The 18,673-nt window shown below is 35.2% G+C and carries 16 protein-coding genes and 1 other annotated feature; of the genes, 3 read left to right on the forward strand and 13 right to left on the reverse strand.

All coding sequences use genetic code 11. From position 1 onward, the window contains the following. Positions 1–92 precede the first annotated feature (92 nt). Positions 93–319: a binding site (T-box leader), on the reverse strand. A 123-nt stretch (positions 320–442) separates the two neighbouring features. Further along, positions 443–1,132, forward strand: coding sequence for a TerC family protein (locus NKR20_RS11600; RefSeq protein ID WP_253426903.1), 690 nt, complete (start codon positions 443–445; stop codon positions 1,130–1,132). A 396-nt stretch (positions 1,133–1,528) separates the two neighbouring features. Here the strand turns inward: NKR20_RS11600 and NKR20_RS11605 are convergent, their stop codons facing one another. The 5 genes from NKR20_RS11605 to recD2 all read right to left on the reverse strand — a co-directional run bounded on the left by NKR20_RS11605 (position 1,529) and on the right by recD2 (position 7,334). Then, the gene (locus NKR20_RS11605; protein ID WP_121213368.1) at positions 1,529–2,680 is read right to left on the reverse strand and encodes an MFS transporter; all 1,152 of its coding nucleotides are present in this window, start codon (positions 2,678–2,680) and stop codon (positions 1,529–1,531) included. Between the two features lie 184 nt (positions 2,681–2,864). Continuing rightward, entirely contained in the window at positions 2,865–3,635 is a 771-nt protein-coding gene (locus tag NKR20_RS11610; RefSeq protein ID WP_121213370.1) for a sporulation protein, read from the reverse strand. A 58-nt stretch (positions 3,636–3,693) separates the two neighbouring features. Further along, positions 3,694–4,122 carry a DUF1801 domain-containing protein gene (locus tag NKR20_RS11615; protein ID WP_121213372.1) on the reverse strand — a complete coding sequence of 143 codons (429 nt, stop codon included), beginning with the start codon at positions 4,120–4,122 and terminating at the stop codon, positions 3,694–3,696. A 14-nt stretch (positions 4,123–4,136) separates the two neighbouring features. After that, positions 4,137–4,784: an SIMPL domain-containing protein gene (locus NKR20_RS11620; RefSeq protein ID WP_253426904.1), complete on the reverse strand. Its 648-nt coding sequence runs from the start codon at positions 4,782–4,784 to the stop codon at positions 4,137–4,139. A 75-nt stretch (positions 4,785–4,859) separates the two neighbouring features. Beyond that, entirely contained in the window at positions 4,860–7,334 is a 2,475-nt protein-coding gene (gene recD2 / locus NKR20_RS11625; RefSeq protein ID WP_121213376.1) for an SF1B family DNA helicase RecD2, read from the reverse strand. Positions 7,335–7,492: 158 nt separating this feature from the next. On the opposite strand from recD2, the gene hisA reads away from it, so the two are divergent. Continuing rightward, positions 7,493–8,251: a phosphoribosylformimino-5-aminoimidazole carboxamide ribotide isomerase gene (gene hisA / locus NKR20_RS11630; protein ID WP_253428127.1), complete on the forward strand. Its 759-nt coding sequence runs from the start codon at positions 7,493–7,495 to the stop codon at positions 8,249–8,251. Positions 8,252–8,359: 108 nt separating this feature from the next. On the opposite strand, the gene NKR20_RS11635 is transcribed toward hisA, so the two are convergent. The 4 genes from NKR20_RS11635 to cymR are packed head-to-tail and all read right to left on the reverse strand — an operon-like array spanning position 8,360 to position 11,818. Then, positions 8,360–9,019, reverse strand: coding sequence for a tetratricopeptide repeat protein (locus tag NKR20_RS11635; protein ID WP_253426905.1), 660 nt, complete (start codon positions 9,017–9,019; stop codon positions 8,360–8,362). Between the two features lie 54 nt (positions 9,020–9,073). Next, on the reverse strand, positions 9,074–10,195 hold the full coding sequence (gene mnmA, locus NKR20_RS11640) for a tRNA 2-thiouridine(34) synthase MnmA (RefSeq protein ID WP_121213380.1): 1,122 nt from the start codon (positions 10,193–10,195) through the stop codon (positions 9,074–9,076). 21 nt (positions 10,196–10,216) lie between these two features. Then, positions 10,217–11,359, reverse strand: a complete 1,143-nt coding sequence (locus NKR20_RS11645; RefSeq protein WP_121213382.1) for a cysteine desulfurase family protein — start codon at positions 11,357–11,359, stop codon at positions 10,217–10,219. A 39-nt stretch (positions 11,360–11,398) separates the two neighbouring features. Next, positions 11,399–11,818: a cysteine metabolism transcriptional regulator CymR gene (gene cymR, locus NKR20_RS11650; RefSeq protein ID WP_121213383.1), complete on the reverse strand. Its 420-nt coding sequence runs from the start codon at positions 11,816–11,818 to the stop codon at positions 11,399–11,401. Between the two features lie 118 nt (positions 11,819–11,936). On the opposite strand from cymR, the gene NKR20_RS11655 reads away from it, so the two are divergent. Next, positions 11,937–13,214 carry a replication-associated recombination protein A gene (locus tag NKR20_RS11655; protein WP_121213385.1) on the forward strand — a complete coding sequence of 426 codons (1,278 nt, stop codon included), beginning with the start codon at positions 11,937–11,939 and terminating at the stop codon, positions 13,212–13,214. 41 nt (positions 13,215–13,255) lie between these two features. On the opposite strand, the gene NKR20_RS11660 is transcribed toward NKR20_RS11655, so the two are convergent. The 4 genes from NKR20_RS11660 to NKR20_RS11675 form a co-directional block, all read right to left on the reverse strand. Next, complete coding sequence (locus NKR20_RS11660) at positions 13,256–15,421, reverse strand: methyl-accepting chemotaxis protein (RefSeq protein WP_121213387.1); 2,166 nt, start codon at positions 15,419–15,421, stop codon at positions 13,256–13,258. Positions 15,422–15,703: 282 nt separating this feature from the next. Next, positions 15,704–16,222 carry a hypothetical protein gene (locus NKR20_RS11665; protein WP_121213389.1) on the reverse strand — a complete coding sequence of 173 codons (519 nt, stop codon included), beginning with the start codon at positions 16,220–16,222 and terminating at the stop codon, positions 15,704–15,706. Between the two features lie 213 nt (positions 16,223–16,435). Then, positions 16,436–16,813 carry an aminopeptidase gene (locus NKR20_RS11670; RefSeq protein WP_121213391.1) on the reverse strand — a complete coding sequence of 126 codons (378 nt, stop codon included), beginning with the start codon at positions 16,811–16,813 and terminating at the stop codon, positions 16,436–16,438. 411 nt (positions 16,814–17,224) lie between these two features. Continuing rightward, on the reverse strand, positions 17,225–18,652 hold the full coding sequence (locus tag NKR20_RS11675; RefSeq protein ID WP_253428046.1) for a DDE-type integrase/transposase/recombinase: 1,428 nt from the start codon (positions 18,650–18,652) through the stop codon (positions 17,225–17,227). Positions 18,653–18,673 lie beyond the last annotated feature (21 nt).

Raw genomic sequence — 18,673 nt, forward strand, 5'->3', positions numbered from 1 at the left:
ATGGTGTAAGTATAGTTTTCGTTGAATGTTATCCGCCAAAATATTAAAATATCCGCCTATCTTGTAAACAAAATAAAAAAGCCCCCATCCCATGAAGGGACGAGGACGTAATCTCGCGGTACCACCCTAATTTATAAATCGGCTAGCCAAATATATATAAGCCAACTTATATCTCAAGCACTGTAACGTAAGTGAACGTCAGGGATTAGCTGCACTCTGGAGTAGCATTCAGTTAAAACTCGACGTAAGATTCTTGCAGCCTATGGAATCTCTTTCTTCAACGCTTGTTTAAACTTACTTTTTCCATCATCGTTTTAATTTATTCTGTTGTAAATTATATGAGAATGCAACTGCCCTGTCAATTATAACTAGCTTCTAAAATAATTTGGACAACATATAATGTCACATCTAACAGTATAAAAATAGAAAGGGTGTGGTAATATTGGAGATTTTATCTGTAGAATTTTTTACAGCGCTAATGTCGATTATTTTTATTGATTTGGTTCTTGCAGGTGATAATGCATTATTAATTGGTCTTGTCGCAAAAAACTTACCGCGTAAACAACAAAAAGCCATCATTATTTGGGGAACAGCTGGGGCGATTGCGATTCGAATTGCCTTAACATTAATTGCAGTTCAATTATTACAGTATGATGGACTGCTTCTGGTCGGGGGCATATTGTTAGTATATATATCTTATAAATTATTACTTACTGAAGAAGAAGTAAATGTCAACCCAGGAAAAAAGACTTTTCTAGGAGCAATTGGCACCATCCTTTTAGCAGATTTATTAATGGGTATGGATAATATTATCGCAGTAGCAGGAGCAGCTCAAGGCGATATGCTACTAGTTACCATTGGATTACTTATTTCTATCCCAATTGTTGTGTGGGGAAGCACAATAGTTACTCGTTTAATGGAACGATTTCCAATTATTATTGTTGCTGGTGCAGCGGTTCTAGCATGGACTGCAGCAAAAATGATTGTCAAAGATGCTTATGTAGATCAGTTTTTTCAAACAAAAACAGAAATTTTTACATTTGAAGCAATTCTCGTCATTATCGTTATTTCAATCGGCTTAGTAGTAAAAGGATTCACACAACGAAAAAAACAAACAGAAGAGTCCGTCTGAAAAGCATTTTGAGACGAACACTTTGTGACTGACGCTTACGCTTTCGTCACAGATAATAAGTGACGCAATCACCTCAGGAACAAAGCTTTGTCTTAAAATTTTAATATAAATAAAAGTTTGGGACAAAAAGTGTTCTTTTAAATTTATTTAGAAATATTAGTAATGAAAATCTATTATTTAGAAAAAGTTGATTGGAATGGAGTGTGGCTGACTCCTGCGGGAATAGCATGAGCCGAAAATCCATTTTTGCCGGCCATAGACGGCAAAAATTAGTTGAGGCCATGCCCGCGGAAAGCGTCCACACGGAATGGAAATCAACTTTCCCCACATCAAAAAAATCAACATTTCTATTTAAGAGAAATGTTGATTTTTTTGTTTTGTCCCAGACTCTCTCTTTTAATATTGATATTTTTTCCTAGTGGCATAAATGATTAACACAGCAGGGATCGTAAATACAATCATGCCTAAAAACGAAAGACCCGGTTGAATTTCGTATAAAAAACCACCAAACAAAGTTAACAGTGCAGCACTTAAACTCATTCCTAATGCGGAATAAACACCTTGAGCATTTGATAGCTGTTGTTTTGGTAATGTTTTTGAGATGTACTGGATAAAAGCAAAATGAGCCATCGCAAAGGACAATGAATGCAAAGTTTGAGAGATAATAAATGCCCAAACATTTGGAAATACGAAAATCATTATCCATCGAACTGTTGAAGCAATGCCTGCAACAATTAATAATTTAGAAGTTTTCCAATGCCCAAATCGATCAGCTTTCAATAAGTAAATAATCTCAGAGATAACAGCTATATTAAGGATAATCCCAATATATAAAGGATTAACATCTAAATATTGTTGTAAATATAAATAACTATAATTGTAATAGGATGCCATTGAGCCTTGTAGTAAAACCACTACTAATAGAATAATTGAAAATCCCTTTATTTTAAATAAACCTATCATGGAGGAGGATTTTCCACGGTCCTCTGCTGTAGGTTTTACTAATAACACAGCTGGCGTAGGAAGTGTTTGCATCAAGAGCATAATAGAAAGAAATGCAATCATGCACCATAAGATTGCTCTTTCCCCAGCAATACCAACGATGAAACTTATAATTAAAACTGCAATGACAAAACCAATCGACCCATAAGAACGGCTTTTCCCATAATTAATTTGGCTAGTTTGCATAAGTGTTGTTGCACTGTTTTCTATCGCGGGTAACAATGCGGGATAATTTAAACTAAATAAAAACGTAATCATTAATATTGTTTCAAAAGAATTCGCCGGTAAATATAATAGTGTAACAACAAGGGAGGCAACAACTAAAACAAGGATTAATTTTTTCCCACTCAAAAATTTTGTCGCAAAGGGAAATGCAAACATAGTTGCAACTGCTCGTGCAATCAGACCAATTCCCATAATATAACCAACTTGGGAGGCTGTTAATCCTTTCGCTTCACTAAGCCAACCTGACCAATATTGTAAATACACGCCCCATGTAAAGAAAAATATAAAGTAGCTTTGTGAGAGCCAACGTTGATTGTTCATGTAGATATTAATCCTCCAATTACTGCAAAATCATTGTAGTTAAGAAGTTTATTGCGAATGTAAACCCCACACTAATGTCAGTACACCATAGTTATCAGATTCAATAGAATTCTTTTATATTAACCGAAAACAAATAAAAAGACTAGTTCTTAGGTTTAGACCTAACAACCAGCCTTAAATCGTTTTAAGCGTATCTTGCAATCGTTTGTCTTAAGATTTCCCCCAAATTATGTAAATCTGATTGAGAAATCGTCATACGTACATGTGTTTCATCAGCATCTAATGCTTCCGCTAAGAAACCTACTAACCCACGGGCTTTACGGTCCACTTGCATAATAACATCTACTGATGATTCTGACTGAGAAACAAAGACTATTTCAAGCTCATCTAAACGGCCTCTAAACGTGCCGCCAACTGGAACAAATTCAAACTCTTGAATAAATGGGTATTTGCTACGATATTTATAAGAAGCTTGCTCACATTCTGCTTCTCGAAGTCTAAATCCTAGAGATTGAATTTCATCAAAAATTCTAGATGCGATTTTCGATGGTCGAATTTCAATATAGTCTTTATCTGTCGAGTCAACCCCACTACGAATATCTAATTCTGTTGCAACCCAAACTTTAGTTCTTCCGACAGTGATTGGTAAGTCAACTGGTAAATGGAATGAAAATGGGATGATTTTCGTTTCATTTGCACTAATTGTAAATGGTTCACTTACTTTAAATTTTTCTATCGGTGCTTTTGAAGTATATTTTTTATCATCCACTTCTTTAATGTATGTTGTATAAAGTGTTAAGTAGATAGCATCAATTTGCTGGTCTACATTACCACCGTAAATTTCAACTTCACCACGAAGTAATTCCCCAGCTACATAACTTGATTTTTCTAGTTTCGTATCAACTTTTGCTGAACCTACACCAATACTTGCTAGCATTTTATTGAAAAAAGACAAATTCAACACCCCTTAACAATTGTATGGTTAGTATTACGTGTAATAAATGTTAAAAGTTTCAATTATTAGGATACATTTTTTGTAAGAACCTAATAGATTGTGTGATTAAAGATCTTAATACCTCTATGTCTACATCCGCTAACTTGTTTATATATACACAAGCTTTTCCCGTAGTATGTTTTCCAAACTTCTCTAATAAATTTTCCCTTTCCGTATCGCCCGTTGCAAAATAAAGACTTATTTTTGCTTTTCGAGGGGAAAACCCTACGAGTGGTGCGTCTCCTTCATGACCTGTTTCATATTTGTAATGATACGATCCAAATCCAATAATACTAGGGCCCCACATCTTCGCTTCAAATCCCGATGTCTCTTCGAAAATTTGCAACAATTTATAAGCATCTTCACGTTTTTTAGGACTATCTACAGATTCAATAAATTCAATAACACTTGCATCAGTTTCTTTTGTTTTTTGTTCGTACTTTGCCATAGTGTTTCCTCCGTTTAATATTGATATTTCACCCTAAGAGTAGCCTCAATCATAATCGTTCCTTGTTCAATGGGAGTCGAACCCGTTTCAGCTGACATAGAAACAGTTTTATATAATATTGGCCCGCTAACACTTTCCTCCACAATTTCAATTGCTAGTGGTAAATGGGATAATCGTAAAGATACTGCAAGAGCTTGAGCCTTCTCATTTGCGTTTTGGAGTGCTAATTGAAGAGCACCTTTATAATAATTCTCTTCATTTTCCAATTTAAACGTAAGTTGAGAAGTCGCATTTGCCCCATTTTTTATCGCTGTATCAATTACAACCCCTACTTCAGTGATATTGCGAATTTTAACTGTAATCGCATTTGTTACTTCATAACCCCTAAAAATTCGCTTACCTTCTACGTAATCATAAGCCGGAGTAACATTGTAAAACGAGGTTTGTATGTCATTTCGATCAATATTTAACGCTAATAATGATTGAATTACTTGATTCATCTTTGCTGCATTTTGCCTTTGTGCCTCAGAGACATCTCTTGATTCTGTTCTAACTTCGATTTGCAGCTCTGCATAATCTGGTTTTGTCTCCAATTTTCCATTTCCCGTAACAGTAATCGTCCTAAATCGATGCGAACCATGATGGGCATTAGAATAATCCAATTTTTCCACCTTTCGTTTTGTTCATCTACTAACTATATGCACGAAAAGTATACTATTTGTCACAGGATTAATTCATCAATGTTCGTCATCCATAAAATCATAAGGCGATACCCCATTCATACCAATCATCGGATGAATGTATGGAGCCGTTTCAGCATTTAACACAGGTTCAATAATTTGATCTCCTACAAACATTGATTCTTGTTGTACTTCTTTAGAAGATGTAATCGATACTTCCTTTTCAGTTGTTTGAACAATTTCTATTTCAACAGCCTCTTCTTGCATTGGATTTAACCGCGCTTTTAAGCTGGTGAAACGTTGCAAGTCATCAGTTTTTGAGAGACCATTCGCAAATTCATCCGGATCTCCACATAATATTAAAAAGTTTTTAGCCCGAGTAATCCCTGTATATAGCAAGTTTCGGCGTAACATTTTCGAATAGCTTCGAACAATTGGCATGATAACTGTTTGATACTCACTACCTTGAGATTTATGAATGGAGCAACAGTACGCTAAAGTAATTTGATTTAAGTCTCCTCTGTTGTATGTGACCTCATTTCCATCATATGAGACAACTAATTGATCTTGTTTTTCGATGGTTTCCTTTGCTTTAAAAATGGCTATAACTTCACCCATATCACCATTAAATATATTGCTTTCAGGTTGATTCACCAGTTGTAGCACTTTATCCCCAATACGATAGACAACATCGCCAAAGACTAATTCTTTCCGTGATCCATCTGTATTGGGATTCACTAGTTCTTGAATCTGTTTATTCAACATATCAATTCCCGCAGGACCTTTATACATAGGTGCTAATACTTGGATATCTCGTATTGATTGTCCCTTTGACATGGCACTTTTCACTACTTGTGTGACAACACTTGCTACTTGTTCTGCTGAAGCTTTAATAAAAGAGCGATCTGTCGTCTTTTCAGCTAATGTATTAGGGATATTGCCCTTTTTAATTTGATGGGCTAATTCAATAATAGTAGAACCTTCTGCTTGTCGATAAACATCCTTTAGTTCTACAGTTGGTACCTGTTGTGAAGCTAATAAATCTTTTAAAACTTGTCCAGGTCCAACTGGTGGTAATTGATCTTGGTCTCCAACTAACACTACTTGAACATCTTCTTTTAAACTTTTTAACAACTGATGAGCTAACCATGTATCGACCATAGACATTTCATCAATGATAATAAGTCTACCTTCTACTTCTCTATCTGTTTCTTCCTCTTTTTCTTGACCATTAAACCCTAATAATCGATGAATTGTCATTGCCGGTAATTCTGTTGACTCGGCAAGACGTTTAGCAGCTCTTCCTGTCGGGGCTGCAAGGACAATTGGGAATGGTTCTTCTTTTTGCGCGTAGGTTTTTGGATTTAACGAAAGTCCATGGAGTTCAGCATAAGCCTCAACTAACCCACGAATTACAGTTGTCTTTCCTGTACCTGGACCTCCAGTTAAAATCATAATGGAGGAATTTAGAGCACACTCAATTGCTTTCGCTTGAGTTTCTGCATAGGATACCTCTAGTCGTTCTTCTACTTCACCAATTGCTTTTCGAATTTCGTCATTCGTAAATCGTTGATGTTTATCATTTTGTTGAAGTAACTCTAAAATTTTCGATGCTATTCCAATTTCGCTAAAATAAAGGGATGGTAAATAAAGCCTTGTTTCTTCCCCACATATTTTACTTTCTTCCCGCATTTCTATGATTGCCGATGAAATTTTATCGTAGGGAATATCAACACGTTGGCTTTGTTCTAGCATCGATTTTGCTAACGGCAATACATGTTCCGCATCTAAGTAAACATGCCCTTCTGAAAGTGCAGAATTCGTTAAAATATGCAAGATTGCCGCTTTTATTCGATCTGGATGGGCTCCTGTAATGCCTAGTCTACTTCCTAATTCATCCGCGCGGCCAAACCCTACCCCTTCAACATCTTCAATTAAACGATAAGGATTTTCCGTAAGAAGTTGAATGGTTTCTTCTTGGTAAGTTTGATAAATCTTCATTGCCAATTGTGGTCCAAAACCCCACTCATTTAATTGGATCATTACTCTTTCAAGGCCAAGGTTTTGTTCCAAATTTTGACGAATAAGTTCTTTCTTATCGTTAGATAATCGAGGGACAGCATCTAATGCATTTGGATCTTCTAATATTTTTTTAAATGTATCTAGACCTAATGTTTGAACAATCGTTTCAGCAGTTTTTCGTCCAACACCCGGAAACAAATCGCTCGATAAATAGTGGATAATTCCTTGTTCAGTTGCAGGTACTTCTTTCACAAAAGTTTCAACTTGAAATTGCTGTCCGTACTTTGGATGATTTTTTAAAATACCTGTAAATCGATATAGTTCTTCTTCATTTAAAGGCGGAAAATATCCAACAACAATTATTTCTTTATCATCATATTGTAAATTCGTTTCTTGTATTTTAACTCGAACAATCGAGTACATATTTGTTGCATTATGAAAAATAGAAACAATTGGACGGCCAAGTATAAATAACTTATTGACTTCGAATAAATCATAGTTTTCTGCCATCCTACAAACTCCTTTATGTACATAATTTATTTCGATTTTATCATATGTAAGAGACACTGTCTTACTTAATCCCACCTAAATGGAAACTCGATATTTTTAATGCCTAATGATATGATGAGTATAATCTGTTATTGATAAAGAAGGGATTCGTGAATGTTATGGAATTTAGACCTTGTATCGATTTACATAATGGGCAAGTAAAACAAATTGTCGGTAGCACTTTAGGACATAGTAACCAAGAAGTAGTTGAAAACTTTATTTCTGAGAAAGATTCATCCTATTATGCAAATATGTTTAGAGAGGATCAATTAACAGGTGGGCATGTGATTATGCTTGGCCCTGGGAATGAAGAAGCTGCAATACTGGCTTTAAAAAAGTATCCAAATGGGTTACAAGTTGGAGGCGGAATTAATGCTGAAAATGCAAAAAAATATATCGATGCTGGAGCAACCCATGTAATCGTTACATCATTTATTTTCCATGACGGTAAATTGGACATGGAACGATTAACACAACTAATTGAGGCAGTAGGTAAAGAGCATATAGTAATTGATTTAAGTTGTCGCAAGCGTGATGGAAAGTGGTTCGTTGTAACAGATAAATGGACAAAATTTAGTGACTTTGAAGTTAATGAAAAAACAATACCTTACATAGAACAATTTTGTGATGAATTGCTCATTCACGCAGTAGATGTCGAAGGAAAACGTAGTGGTATGCAAGAAGAATTAGTCCAAGATTTAGCAAATTGGACGTCAATTCCGACTACTTATGCTGGTGGCGTTCGGTCATTAGAGGATTTAGAGAAATTCGAGAAAATATCAAATGGCAAACTTCATGTTACAATTGGAAGTGCACTTGATATTTTTGGCGGAGACCTACCTTATGAGGATGTCGTTTCTTATTGTAAAGATAAATAATAATAAAGGAAAGGCGTATATACTAAACAAAAGTTATACGCCTTTTTCGTTCTAATTTTTCATCACTACACTTCACAAAGAAAAAGCCGACCTCAAATTAAGGTCGACTTAATTTACACGTTGGCTTACCATATCATAAATATATTTTGCTTGATCGAATTTTGGTTCGATTGTAAATGCTTCTTTCAAATGATACATTGCCGCTTCCGTATTGTCAGTTGAAACTGCATATAACACACCTAAATTATAATGTGCATCCGCATTTTTCGGATCTTTTTCTAACACAAATTCAAGTTCAGTCTTTGCATAATCAAACATTTCTAATGTGCAAAGTAAAATTCCATAGGAAAGTCTTATTTGTAAATCTTCAGGTGCAAGCTCTGCTGCTCGTTGCATATATGGTAGGGCTAATTTTTGCTTTTCATCTTTTTCAAATGATTTTGCTAGCATATAATATGCATCTGCACCTTGAATGCCATGTTCAATTGATTTTTGATAAAGCTTTGCCGCTTCTACAAAACGCTCAGCATTATAATATAAATTTGCTAAACCGTAATAAGCAGTAGCCGTACTTTCATCAATTGTAATCGCTTTTTGGAAAAAACGTTCTGCTCTCTCTGCATCATTCATTGCCGCTAATAAATTCCCAAAATTCACGTAACCAATGGCATCATCTGGATTGTTTTCAATTGCTTCTGTGAAAGCTTTTGCAGCATCTTCATATCGTTTTTCTTGAAATGCTTTAATTCCGATTTCATTAAAGTTCATTAAATTTACACCTCAAAATCAAAATGATAGACGACCAAATTGGCCGCCTATAAATTATCCAACATACGTTAATTTTTCATTTTCTTTAAATACTTCATCAATAGTACCGCCACCAAGACAAACTTCCCCATCATATAATACAACTGCTTGACCTGGAGTGATTGCTCGTACAGGTTCAGCAAATGTAATATGAGCTGTTCCATTTTCTAAAAGTTCCACTTCAACAGGTGAATCTTCTTGGCGATAACGGAATTTTGCCGTACAGCTAAATTTAGACGGTTTCGGTTTGTTTGATGTGAAGCTCATCTTAACAGCTTTTAGAGAAGTTGAGTATAATGCATCATGATGGAAACCTTGTCCAACATATAACACATTGCGCTTCAAATCTTTCCCAAGTACAAACCATGGATCCCCATCGCCACCAATACCTAAGCCATGGCGTTGACCAATTGTGTAATACATTAATCCATCGTGAGTACCCATTACACGTCCATCAAAGGTTTCCATTTTGCCTGGTTGAGCCGGTAAATATTGACTTAAAAATTCTTTAAAATTACGCTCCCCAATAAAACAAATACCTGTAGAATCTTTTTTCTTTGCCGTTGCAAGACCAGCTTCTTCCGCGATTTTTCGAACTTCCGGTTTCGCAATATGACCAATTGGGAACATAACATGCTTTAACTGCTCTTGGGATAATTGATTTAAAAAGTACGTTTGGTCTTTATTATTATCAATACCACGAAGCATCAGCACTTCTCCATCACATTCTTCCACACGAGCATAATGACCTGTAGCTAGGTAATCTGCTCCTAATTTCATCGCATGTTCTAAAAATGCTTTGAATTTTATCTCTTTATTGCACATTACATCCGGATTTGGTGTGCGGCCAGCTTTATATTCTTCAAGGAAATAAGTAAATACTTTATCCCAATATTGCTTTTCGAAGTTTACTGCATAATAAGGGATGCCAATTTGGTTACAAACTTTAATTACGTCTTCGTAATCTTCAGTTGCTGTACATACACCAAATTCATCTGTGTCATCCCAGTTTTTCATAAATATTCCGATTACGTCATAACCTTGTTGTTTTAACAAATAGGCAGCAACTGACGAATCTACCCCACCAGACATTCCGACAACTACACGAATTTGTGATGGGTCTTTCGTTTCTACCATTCTCGTTCACCTTTTCTAACTTTAATTCGTAAGTCTTTGTACTATTTTAGCAGTACGTTTTGCTGCTTCTATCACTAACTCTTCAGTTAAACCAAGTCCGAAACTAAAACGAATTGAATTGCGAAGTTCTTCTGCTCCTGATCCAAACATTGCAACTAGTACGTGAGACGGATCTATTGAACCTGCAGTACATGCAGAGCCACTAGAAGCGTACACATTATTCATATCTAAATTTACTAAAAACGATTCAACATCCATTCCTTTAAAGCTGATATTTAATACATGCTGTAAAGAATTATCTCTGTTACCGTTTACATGGTACACGATGTTTTCTTCATCTAAAATTGATAAAAATAACCCTCGGAAATTTTGATAACTTTCGCGTTTTGATTCCATTTCGGCTTGCGCAATTTCTACTGCCTTTGCAAATCCAACTGCAGCCGGGACATTTTCTGTACCTGCACGTCTTTTCTTCTCTTGTGATCCACCAAGAAAAGTCGCATTCAAAGGCGTACCTGTTCTTTGATAAAGGAAGCCAATCCCTTTAGGACCGTTCAATTTATGACTTGATACACTTAATAAATCGACTTTTAACTCTTCAACATTTAGTCGTTCAATTCCAAAAGCTTGAACAGCATCTGTATGAAAAATTGCTTGATGATCTTTTAAAATTTCACCTATTTCTGCAATCGGTTGGATCGTGCCTACTTCATTATTTCCATACATAATTGTTACAAGAATTGTATCTTCACGTAACGCATTCTTAAATGTATCAATTGAAATACGACCGCTTTCATCAACAGGCAAGTAGGTAACTTCAAAGCCATCTTTTTCAAGTTTTTCACATGCATGTAATACAGCATGATGTTCAATTTGAGTTGTAATGATATGTTTGCCTTTTGATTGTAAGGCTTGACTTACTCCAAAAATTGCAGAATTATCAGCTTCCGTACCACCACTTGTAAAAATAATCTCGTTATCTTTAGCACCGATTGCACGTGCTAGAGTTGTGCGAGCATCATCTAAAACCTTTCGCGCTTGTCTTCCTGCTGTATGGATGCTTGAAGGATTTCCAAAAATCGTTTCGAAAGCCTTCGTCATCTCTTTTATTACTTCGGGGTGCATTGGTGAAGTCGCTGCATGGTCTAGATAAATTAATTCCATGAAAATATTACTCCTTTAAATTGAATCGTTTTGATAAGGTTAAATATAGAACATATAACCATCAACTTCTGATGGATCATTGTATTTTGCTAAATCTTCAATTGTTGTTGTATCAAGAACATGCTTAACTGCATCTCGAATACGCATCCACAATTGTTGTTGTGGCGCTTCTTCATTTTCAATACCTTCTACTGGTTGAATTGGCCCTTCAAGCACTTTAATTACATCCGCAGCAGAAATCTTGCTAGGTGGTATTGCTAATAAATATCCACCATAAGCTCCTCGAACACTTTTTACTAACCCAGCAATTCGAAGTGGTGAAACTAATTGTTCTAAATAAGCTTCCGATAAGTCTTTTTCCGCAGCAATTTGTCTTAACGGAATAGGTCCTTCACCATAATGCTTCGCTAATTCAATCATAATCGTTAGTCCGTATCTACCCTTTGTAGAAATTTTCATTATAACACCTCATGTTTCTTTGTCCATAATTTAGCTTAAGTATACCATAACTCCTTTTATTCCACTCGGAAAAGGGCTAATATTAATTAATAAAAAGTATATTTGGAGGATTGCGACAATGCAAAATGAACCGTTAGCTTTCCGAATGCGTCCGCGCAATATTACCGAAATCATTGGGCAACAACATATTATCGGAGAACATACAACTTTATATAAAATGATTCAAAATGGTCATGTTCCTTCAATGCTTTTATATGGGGAGCCAGGCATAGGAAAAACATCTATTGCCTACGCGATTGCAGGCAGCTCAAAGTTACCATTTTTTGCTCTAAATGCAACACATGCTGGAAAAAAAGATGTAGAACAAATAGTTACAGAAGCAAGAATCTCAGGTAAAGTACTACTTTTTTTGGATGAAATTCATCGTTTTAACAAGCTACAGCAAGATACATTGCTTCCCCATGTAGAAAATGGGTCAATTGTATTAATTGGGGCAACTACTGAAAATCCCTTTCACGATGTAAACCCGGCAATTCGTTCTCGTTGTGGGGAAATTTTACAGCTAAAACGTCACGAGCAAAAAGATATCGTCCAACTCATTACAGTTGCTTTACAAGATAAAGAGAGAGGACTAGGAAAATATACTATAAAAATTTCAGATAGCCAAATTGAAAGAATCGCACTTGCTTCAAATGGTGATGCAAGAAAAGCATTAACATTGCTCGAATCAATCTATTACGCTTCAGATGAAGTGGAAGGTGAAACTATTGTGGTGGATTCAACCATCGAACACCTTTCAAATCGTATTGGGGTTTATGGAGATAAAGGCGGTTCCCACTTCTACAATTTACTTTCTGCACTGCAAAAATCTGTTCGTGGAAGTGATACAAATGCCGCACTTTATTATTTAGCCCATTTGCTTGAAAATGGAGATTTAATTGCTGTATGCAGACGTTTATTAGTGATGGCATATGAAGATATCGGCCTTGCTAACCCTTCTGTAGGTGCCCATGTCTATGCTGCATGTGAATCCGCTAAAGTTTTAGGTTTACCAGAAGCTCGCATCCCATTAGCAAATGCGGTGATTGAAATGTGTTTATCACCCAAATCAAATTCTGCCTACTCTGCCCTTGATGCAGCAATTAATGCAATCCATGAAGGGAAAACTGGTGATATCCCATCCCATTTAAAAGACGCTCATTACGCTGGTGCAAAAACATTAGGACATGTTGGTTATAAATATCCCCACGACTATCCAATTGGTACATTTGGTGGTTGGGTAGACCAACAATATTTACCCGATAATGTGAACCTTGAATTTTATAAACCTGTCATAGCTGGCGAAGAGAAAAAGATGGCCGCAATTTATGATAAATTAAAGACCTTTAAAAAATGATAAAACTGGTGAAGAAGAGTTAATCTCTCTCCACCAGTTTTTTATTGTTGGTCAATATGAAACTTTGATACGGTTTGTGCCAAAGTTCCAACTAATAAAGAGCTTCGTTCAGTATCATGTTGGGCACCTCTTATTAATTCAACCATTCGTTTCATTGAATCCTCAACAATTTCAACAACTCTTACATTCTGTTCGCTTCCTGCAGCAATATTTTGAATAATATCTCTCATTTGTTCTGTTACATTAATTTGATTTGAAGGTGCATTGGTCATTGAAGATAATACTTCTTTAACAACGCCAATATACTCAGAACCTTTTTCAACTTCTTGACTATTATTTTCAATGGCATTTTGAATTAATCTGGAGTTACTTTCGATTAAATGTAATGTTTCATCAATTTCTTCCGTTGCATGCTTAGTTTGTAAAGCAAGTTTTCGTATTTCCTCAGCCACAACCGCAAAACCTTTACCATGTTCCCCTGCTCTAGCTGCTTCAATGGATGCATTTAAAGCAAGTAAATTCGTTTGTTCTGCAATTGCATTGATTGTCACTACCACTTTACTAATACTAGTAGAAGATTCCATGAAGGTCTCTGTTAAATGTAACGTTTCTCGAACTTTTTCAACAATTCCATTCATTTTCTCATCAATACCAACCACTTGATCTTGCGCTGCACATAATTGTTCTGTTGATTGCTGTTCCATATGTTCCATAGTTTTACTAATTTGATCAACTTGTAACATAGCATTTCGAACATCATCGAGCTGATGTTGAATGGTTAAAAACATCTCTTCCATTTGAGCGATTAACTCATTCGAACTATATTCTACGTTTTTCGTTTGTTGTTGTAGGTTGGTGTTCGTTAATTGTACATCAGAAGTAGATTTCTGAACTTTCTGAATAAGGGAAGCTTGAGAATCTACAAAATTATTAATCCAGCGTCCCATTTCCCCGGTTTCATCATTCTCAAGTAGTGACTTATCGATTCGAATCGTTAAGTCTCCCTCTCCTTCTGCTATGGTTTGTATCATGGATGTAACTTTATTAATTCGATCGATAATTGGTTTTAATCGTTTCCTAGTAAAATAAAACGTACCTATAATTCCGTAAATAACATTAATTGCAAGAATGATTAAAGGATGAAGAAAATGAAATGCATTTAATACTTGGAATAATAAAATATTCATCATCATAAATGAGATAAAACTAATTCCTAATCGAAAGCCTATTGAACGCGTACGATACACTTCTTCTAAGTCCGCCTCACACATCATACCCCAAACGTCCGGACAGTGGGGCATTTGGAACGTAACACCCTTCCCAATAACTGGTATGTGACGATAGTCTGAATATCCTGGGAACTCTACAAATAAATTCGATCCGTTTTTTATCGTATTCGCAACACCTGGATGCAACTCCTTAGTAGCAGGGTCTGTAAATCGAATTTCAAATTCTGTGTGACGTTTTATTTTTACCGTTCCCCAATGTTTTGTGTTAACACCCGCTTTTAAATTTTCTCCTAAAGTAAACGTTTCATCTTCAAAACGGCTGCGGGATAAGGCAGTTCCAGGTTGAATAAGAGGATCCAAAACAGATTTTGTCATAAATAAATAGTTATCACCAGAATCTTCATAAATATGGCCTGCTTCTCGTTGAATCAAATCAGAAATTACATCATTTGGTACTCGAGCAGCAAGAATAAATTGCACTACATTATCTCGAAAAACTGGTTGTAAAAATAAAAGCGTTACTTCATCATGAAATTTCGATGTTCTTGGTCCAATATCTAAAGTAATTGGATCAATAAATGGCCCATATAAAAGAGGTTTACCTGATTGCCAAACTGAAGCTACAGCTTTTTCATATACTTGTGTATTTTTATAGCTTGTCCCAATGTGTGTTGGAAAACTTGATGCAAATACTTCAATATCTTTATTAAGTAAAAAAAGTTCCGTAAAGTAAGTACTCTTATTTTTAGATTCTACTAAGTATTGGTTCAAGTAATTCGGTGCAATATTCAGGATTTCATAAGCTCGAGTGTCCAAAGAAGCCCAACGATCCTTTGTCCACCCTTGTAATAAATTCACACGAGTTCTCGCAATACTCTCAAAAATCTCTTCCTTTTGTTGTACCGTTCCTTTATTTAATTTAAATGACCACCATAATGGTAATCCTTCTTTAAAATTAAGCCAGCCAAATACACCCATTAACATACCTCCTCAAAACAAACCATTATCAAACAATTAAATTGCACCTTATGTTATAATAGTTTACATGAAAAACCCAAAAACTTACAATACCGAACATACATACGAAACCATCATATCCCTTACAAAGAGGCATTTTTCCAGCTATTCTAGAAACTTTTAACTAAATAAAATTTGTTCAAAAATACATAACCATGTTACAAAACGTAACAATTCTTCTCATTTACGTAGGTTTCATTACAAAAAAAGTGAACCCGACATTTCGGATTCACCTTAAATCTTTTATTTTTTTAATAATTGAACAAATTTCGAAAAATGCTCAAAACAAGTTTGAGGTTTATTATTTTGATTTAATATCGTTCTTTCAAATGATCCCTCTTTAACATTCAAAAGTTCTAATTCTTCATAGCTACTTGCAATTTCATTTAAAAATTGTGCATTAACAATTTTTTGTACATTCGGTATACAATTTGCAGCAATTGTAAATAACTCTTTAACTTCCTCAATTACCTTAACAGATTTTTCAGTTTGCATTTTATAATACGAAAGACTATGGAAAAAAATTAGTTTTGAACTTATATCTAAAAACATCATCCAAAATGTATTTTCTTTAGGGGACTCATCATTTGCCACAGCAGTATTATAATAGTCTACAAAACGTTCTAATAGTTCACCAAGACTTAAATAGGCTCTTTCCCAATTTTGAGATGTATCAATATCATTGAATATTATTTCATCCATCTTTTCCTTCAATCGAATTAACTTCACAGCTTCATTCGTCATTGGAACCTTTGTTGTCATAACTAATCCTCCCATGCTCCGTTTAATATTTTATAAGATAACTATAACAATAATATCCAAATAATTTTCTTTAAAATAAAAACTGATGAAAAAAGTGTGATACAAATGCGAAAAACCTTCATTTTTAAGAATATTCAAGAATGTCCATTTATTATTTCTCACTGCAAAATTTGTCGAAATATACTATTTTATGAAAACAATATAGTATAAACTTTATAATATTCTGAGGACATACTTCTCATATAAATTCTCCACATTATGTATTTCTATAATCTTCTTAACTACCCCATTCTCAAATTTAAAAACCTTACCAGGAATATAAAAAATCCATGTAATTCCTTTCACCCACTCGTTTAAATTTTTATCGTGATTATTACTAAAGAAATATTTGTTATACAATACTTTTGTCATATTAATAAAAGAATCATTCACAACATAACTTTTAGTAGAAAAGTCATACTCAGGTGGTACAACTTGATTCTGGTCATAAAGATGGATCACTTTAGAATCATTATCTATAGCTATTTCCACGACACCAATCTCATCAAAAATATTTAAACCACGATATTCAATTTCAAAAATACTTGACATAATTTTGCTCCTTCAATTTTCAATTATTTTATTAATATATCTAATTTTTTCACTAAATTTAAAATCACTGATGTTTATACACATAAGTACATTGGGTATAGAATATATACCTAAAAACAACATTTTCTCTCTATAATTTTGGTAGTGTCAAAACTTCTATGAAAAATTGAAAAACACAAGGTATTGGGCGATAAGTACTCTCCGAACGAGGGGACAATCGCTCTTGACAAACATTCCGAAAAGGTTGCGCCCATATTTTTGAGGGCGAAGGGGAAAAAGTAGGCACACCAAATAACCCTCGCCAAATACCAATTTTAACCTTTTCTCCATTCGGTTTGTCAAGAGTTCGCTACGCCGATTGTCATTCGTATGTAGTTATTTGAGGACTCTGCTAAAAAAAGTAGGCTGCGGTTATTTCGTTAACTCCAATTGGGCCAGTTCAATCAGTTTTGTCCAACGTGCTGGCATATGTGGCATCTGGTCCAACTCTGGAATCATGACCGGCACACGCTTTTCCAGCTTTGCATGCGGTCGAAGGAAATTAAAATAGGCCACAAACATCGTCACAAACGATACCGAGCCAGCTTCGGAACCAAAGCCTGTTGTCGCACGGTAATGCCCTTTAAATGTCCGGTTTAGACGTTCGATAATTTGTTTCAACCAACGATATTCGGCTGACACTGGATCTTCGTTCGTTAAGCCTATCACTTGTGTCACATCAAACCAAATGTCATGTTGTGCGAAAAAGTGTTGTGCTAATAAGTAAATGGGGTTGCCATCCACGATTAAATTCAGGTTTTCGGGAATCTCCTTGAACTTTTGTAAAACATCATCGATTGCTTTAATGGCAGACAATGTATCGCGATTAGGCGAAACACGGTAAGAGAGAATAACTTTTTTCGCCGCATCAAAGAAAAAGAATAAGTAATGCCATTTCCCATTAACCCGAATATACGTTTCGTCGCCACAAAATTGATCGGACAGTTCATAAGGATAACCATCAACGAAGGGCTTCATCAAGATGGAGACACTGTTCACGTAATTTAATATCGTTTGATGTGAAATGGAAACATTATGTATGTCTTGCATAATCGCTGCTGTTTTCCGTGCTGAAATACCGTAATTCACATGGTATGTCAAAATCAATCCAAGTGTATGGGATGACGTATGAATCCGTGATAAATCTACACGTGGTTTTACTGGTGATGCTGGAGATAAAGGTTGATAATCAAACAAAAATTCACGATAAATATAACGCACTTTAAACGCCTGTGGATCTTGTTTAAATCGGGTCTTTTCTTCCTTACTCATTCGACCTATATTGGATAAATAATAGGAACACTGATTACTTTTACACTTCCAAATGTGAAAATCTTTTCGCTCTTTAATTTTCTCTAAGGTCTTCATACAGTGGGGGCAACGAAGAATAGCCTCTTTCTGATAGCGACTTTTTTGATTAAATAAGCAATCACATACCTTACATTGATATTGTCCTTTTGCACCATTATTCGCATACAAATACGAGGAAGGTGCACCACACTTAGGACAACAGAGGTTTTCAGGTACTTTTGATTTGGACTTGGCGTGTCGTCTTACAGGCTTTAATTCTTTGCCATGTTCATGGAAGTAGGCGATTAGTAAATCCTGAAAGGATGCTTTTTCAGGTTGATACAGAATGGGTAACTTATCAACTTGTAACTTGCGGTATTCTTTATTAATTGGCTGTTCAGGACGCACACTTCCAACAGCCTTACCAAATATTATCACCATTAATATTTTAATTATTTTTTCTTGGTACTTGATAAATTCAATTAAATACGCTAATAATTGAGGGTACAAACTTGTCACTTCCTTTTTGGG

The sequence above is a fragment of the Ureibacillus endophyticus genome (assembly GCF_024159215.1).
GTDB classification, from domain to species: domain Bacteria; phylum Bacillota; class Bacilli; order Bacillales_A; family Planococcaceae; genus Ureibacillus; species Ureibacillus endophyticus.

Bases quoted from the DNA above. Each gene is read 5' to 3' on its own strand.
- NKR20_RS11605 (WP_121213368.1), bottom strand. From the start codon at position 2,680: ATGAACAATCAACGTTGGCTCTCACAAAGCTACTTTATATTTTTCTTT.
- NKR20_RS11615 (WP_121213372.1), bottom strand. From the start codon at position 4,122: ATGGCAAAGTACGAACAAAAAACAAAAGAAACTGATGCAAGTGTTATT.
- recD2 (WP_121213376.1), bottom strand. From the start codon at position 7,334: ATGGCAGAAAACTATGATTTATTCGAAGTCAATAAGTTATTTATACTT.
- hisA (WP_253428127.1), top strand. From the start codon at position 7,493: ATGGAATTTAGACCTTGTATCGATTTACATAATGGGCAAGTAAAACAA.
- NKR20_RS11635 (WP_253426905.1), bottom strand. From the start codon at position 9,019: ATGAACTTTAATGAAATCGGAATTAAAGCATTTCAAGAAAAACGATAT.
- mnmA (WP_121213380.1), bottom strand. From the start codon at position 10,195: ATGGTAGAAACGAAAGACCCATCACAAATTCGTGTAGTTGTCGGAATG.
- NKR20_RS11645 (WP_121213382.1), bottom strand. From the start codon at position 11,359: ATGGAATTAATTTATCTAGACCATGCAGCGACTTCACCAATGCACCCC.
- cymR (WP_121213383.1), bottom strand. From the start codon at position 11,818: ATGAAAATTTCTACAAAGGGTAGATACGGACTAACGATTATGATTGAA.
- NKR20_RS11655 (WP_121213385.1), top strand. From the start codon at position 11,937: ATGCAAAATGAACCGTTAGCTTTCCGAATGCGTCCGCGCAATATTACC.
- NKR20_RS11660 (WP_121213387.1), bottom strand. From the start codon at position 15,421: ATGGGTGTATTTGGCTGGCTTAATTTTAAAGAAGGATTACCATTATGG.
- NKR20_RS11665 (WP_121213389.1), bottom strand. From the start codon at position 16,222: ATGACAACAAAGGTTCCAATGACGAATGAAGCTGTGAAGTTAATTCGA.
- NKR20_RS11670 (WP_121213391.1), bottom strand. From the start codon at position 16,813: ATGTCAAGTATTTTTGAAATTGAATATCGTGGTTTAAATATTTTTGAT.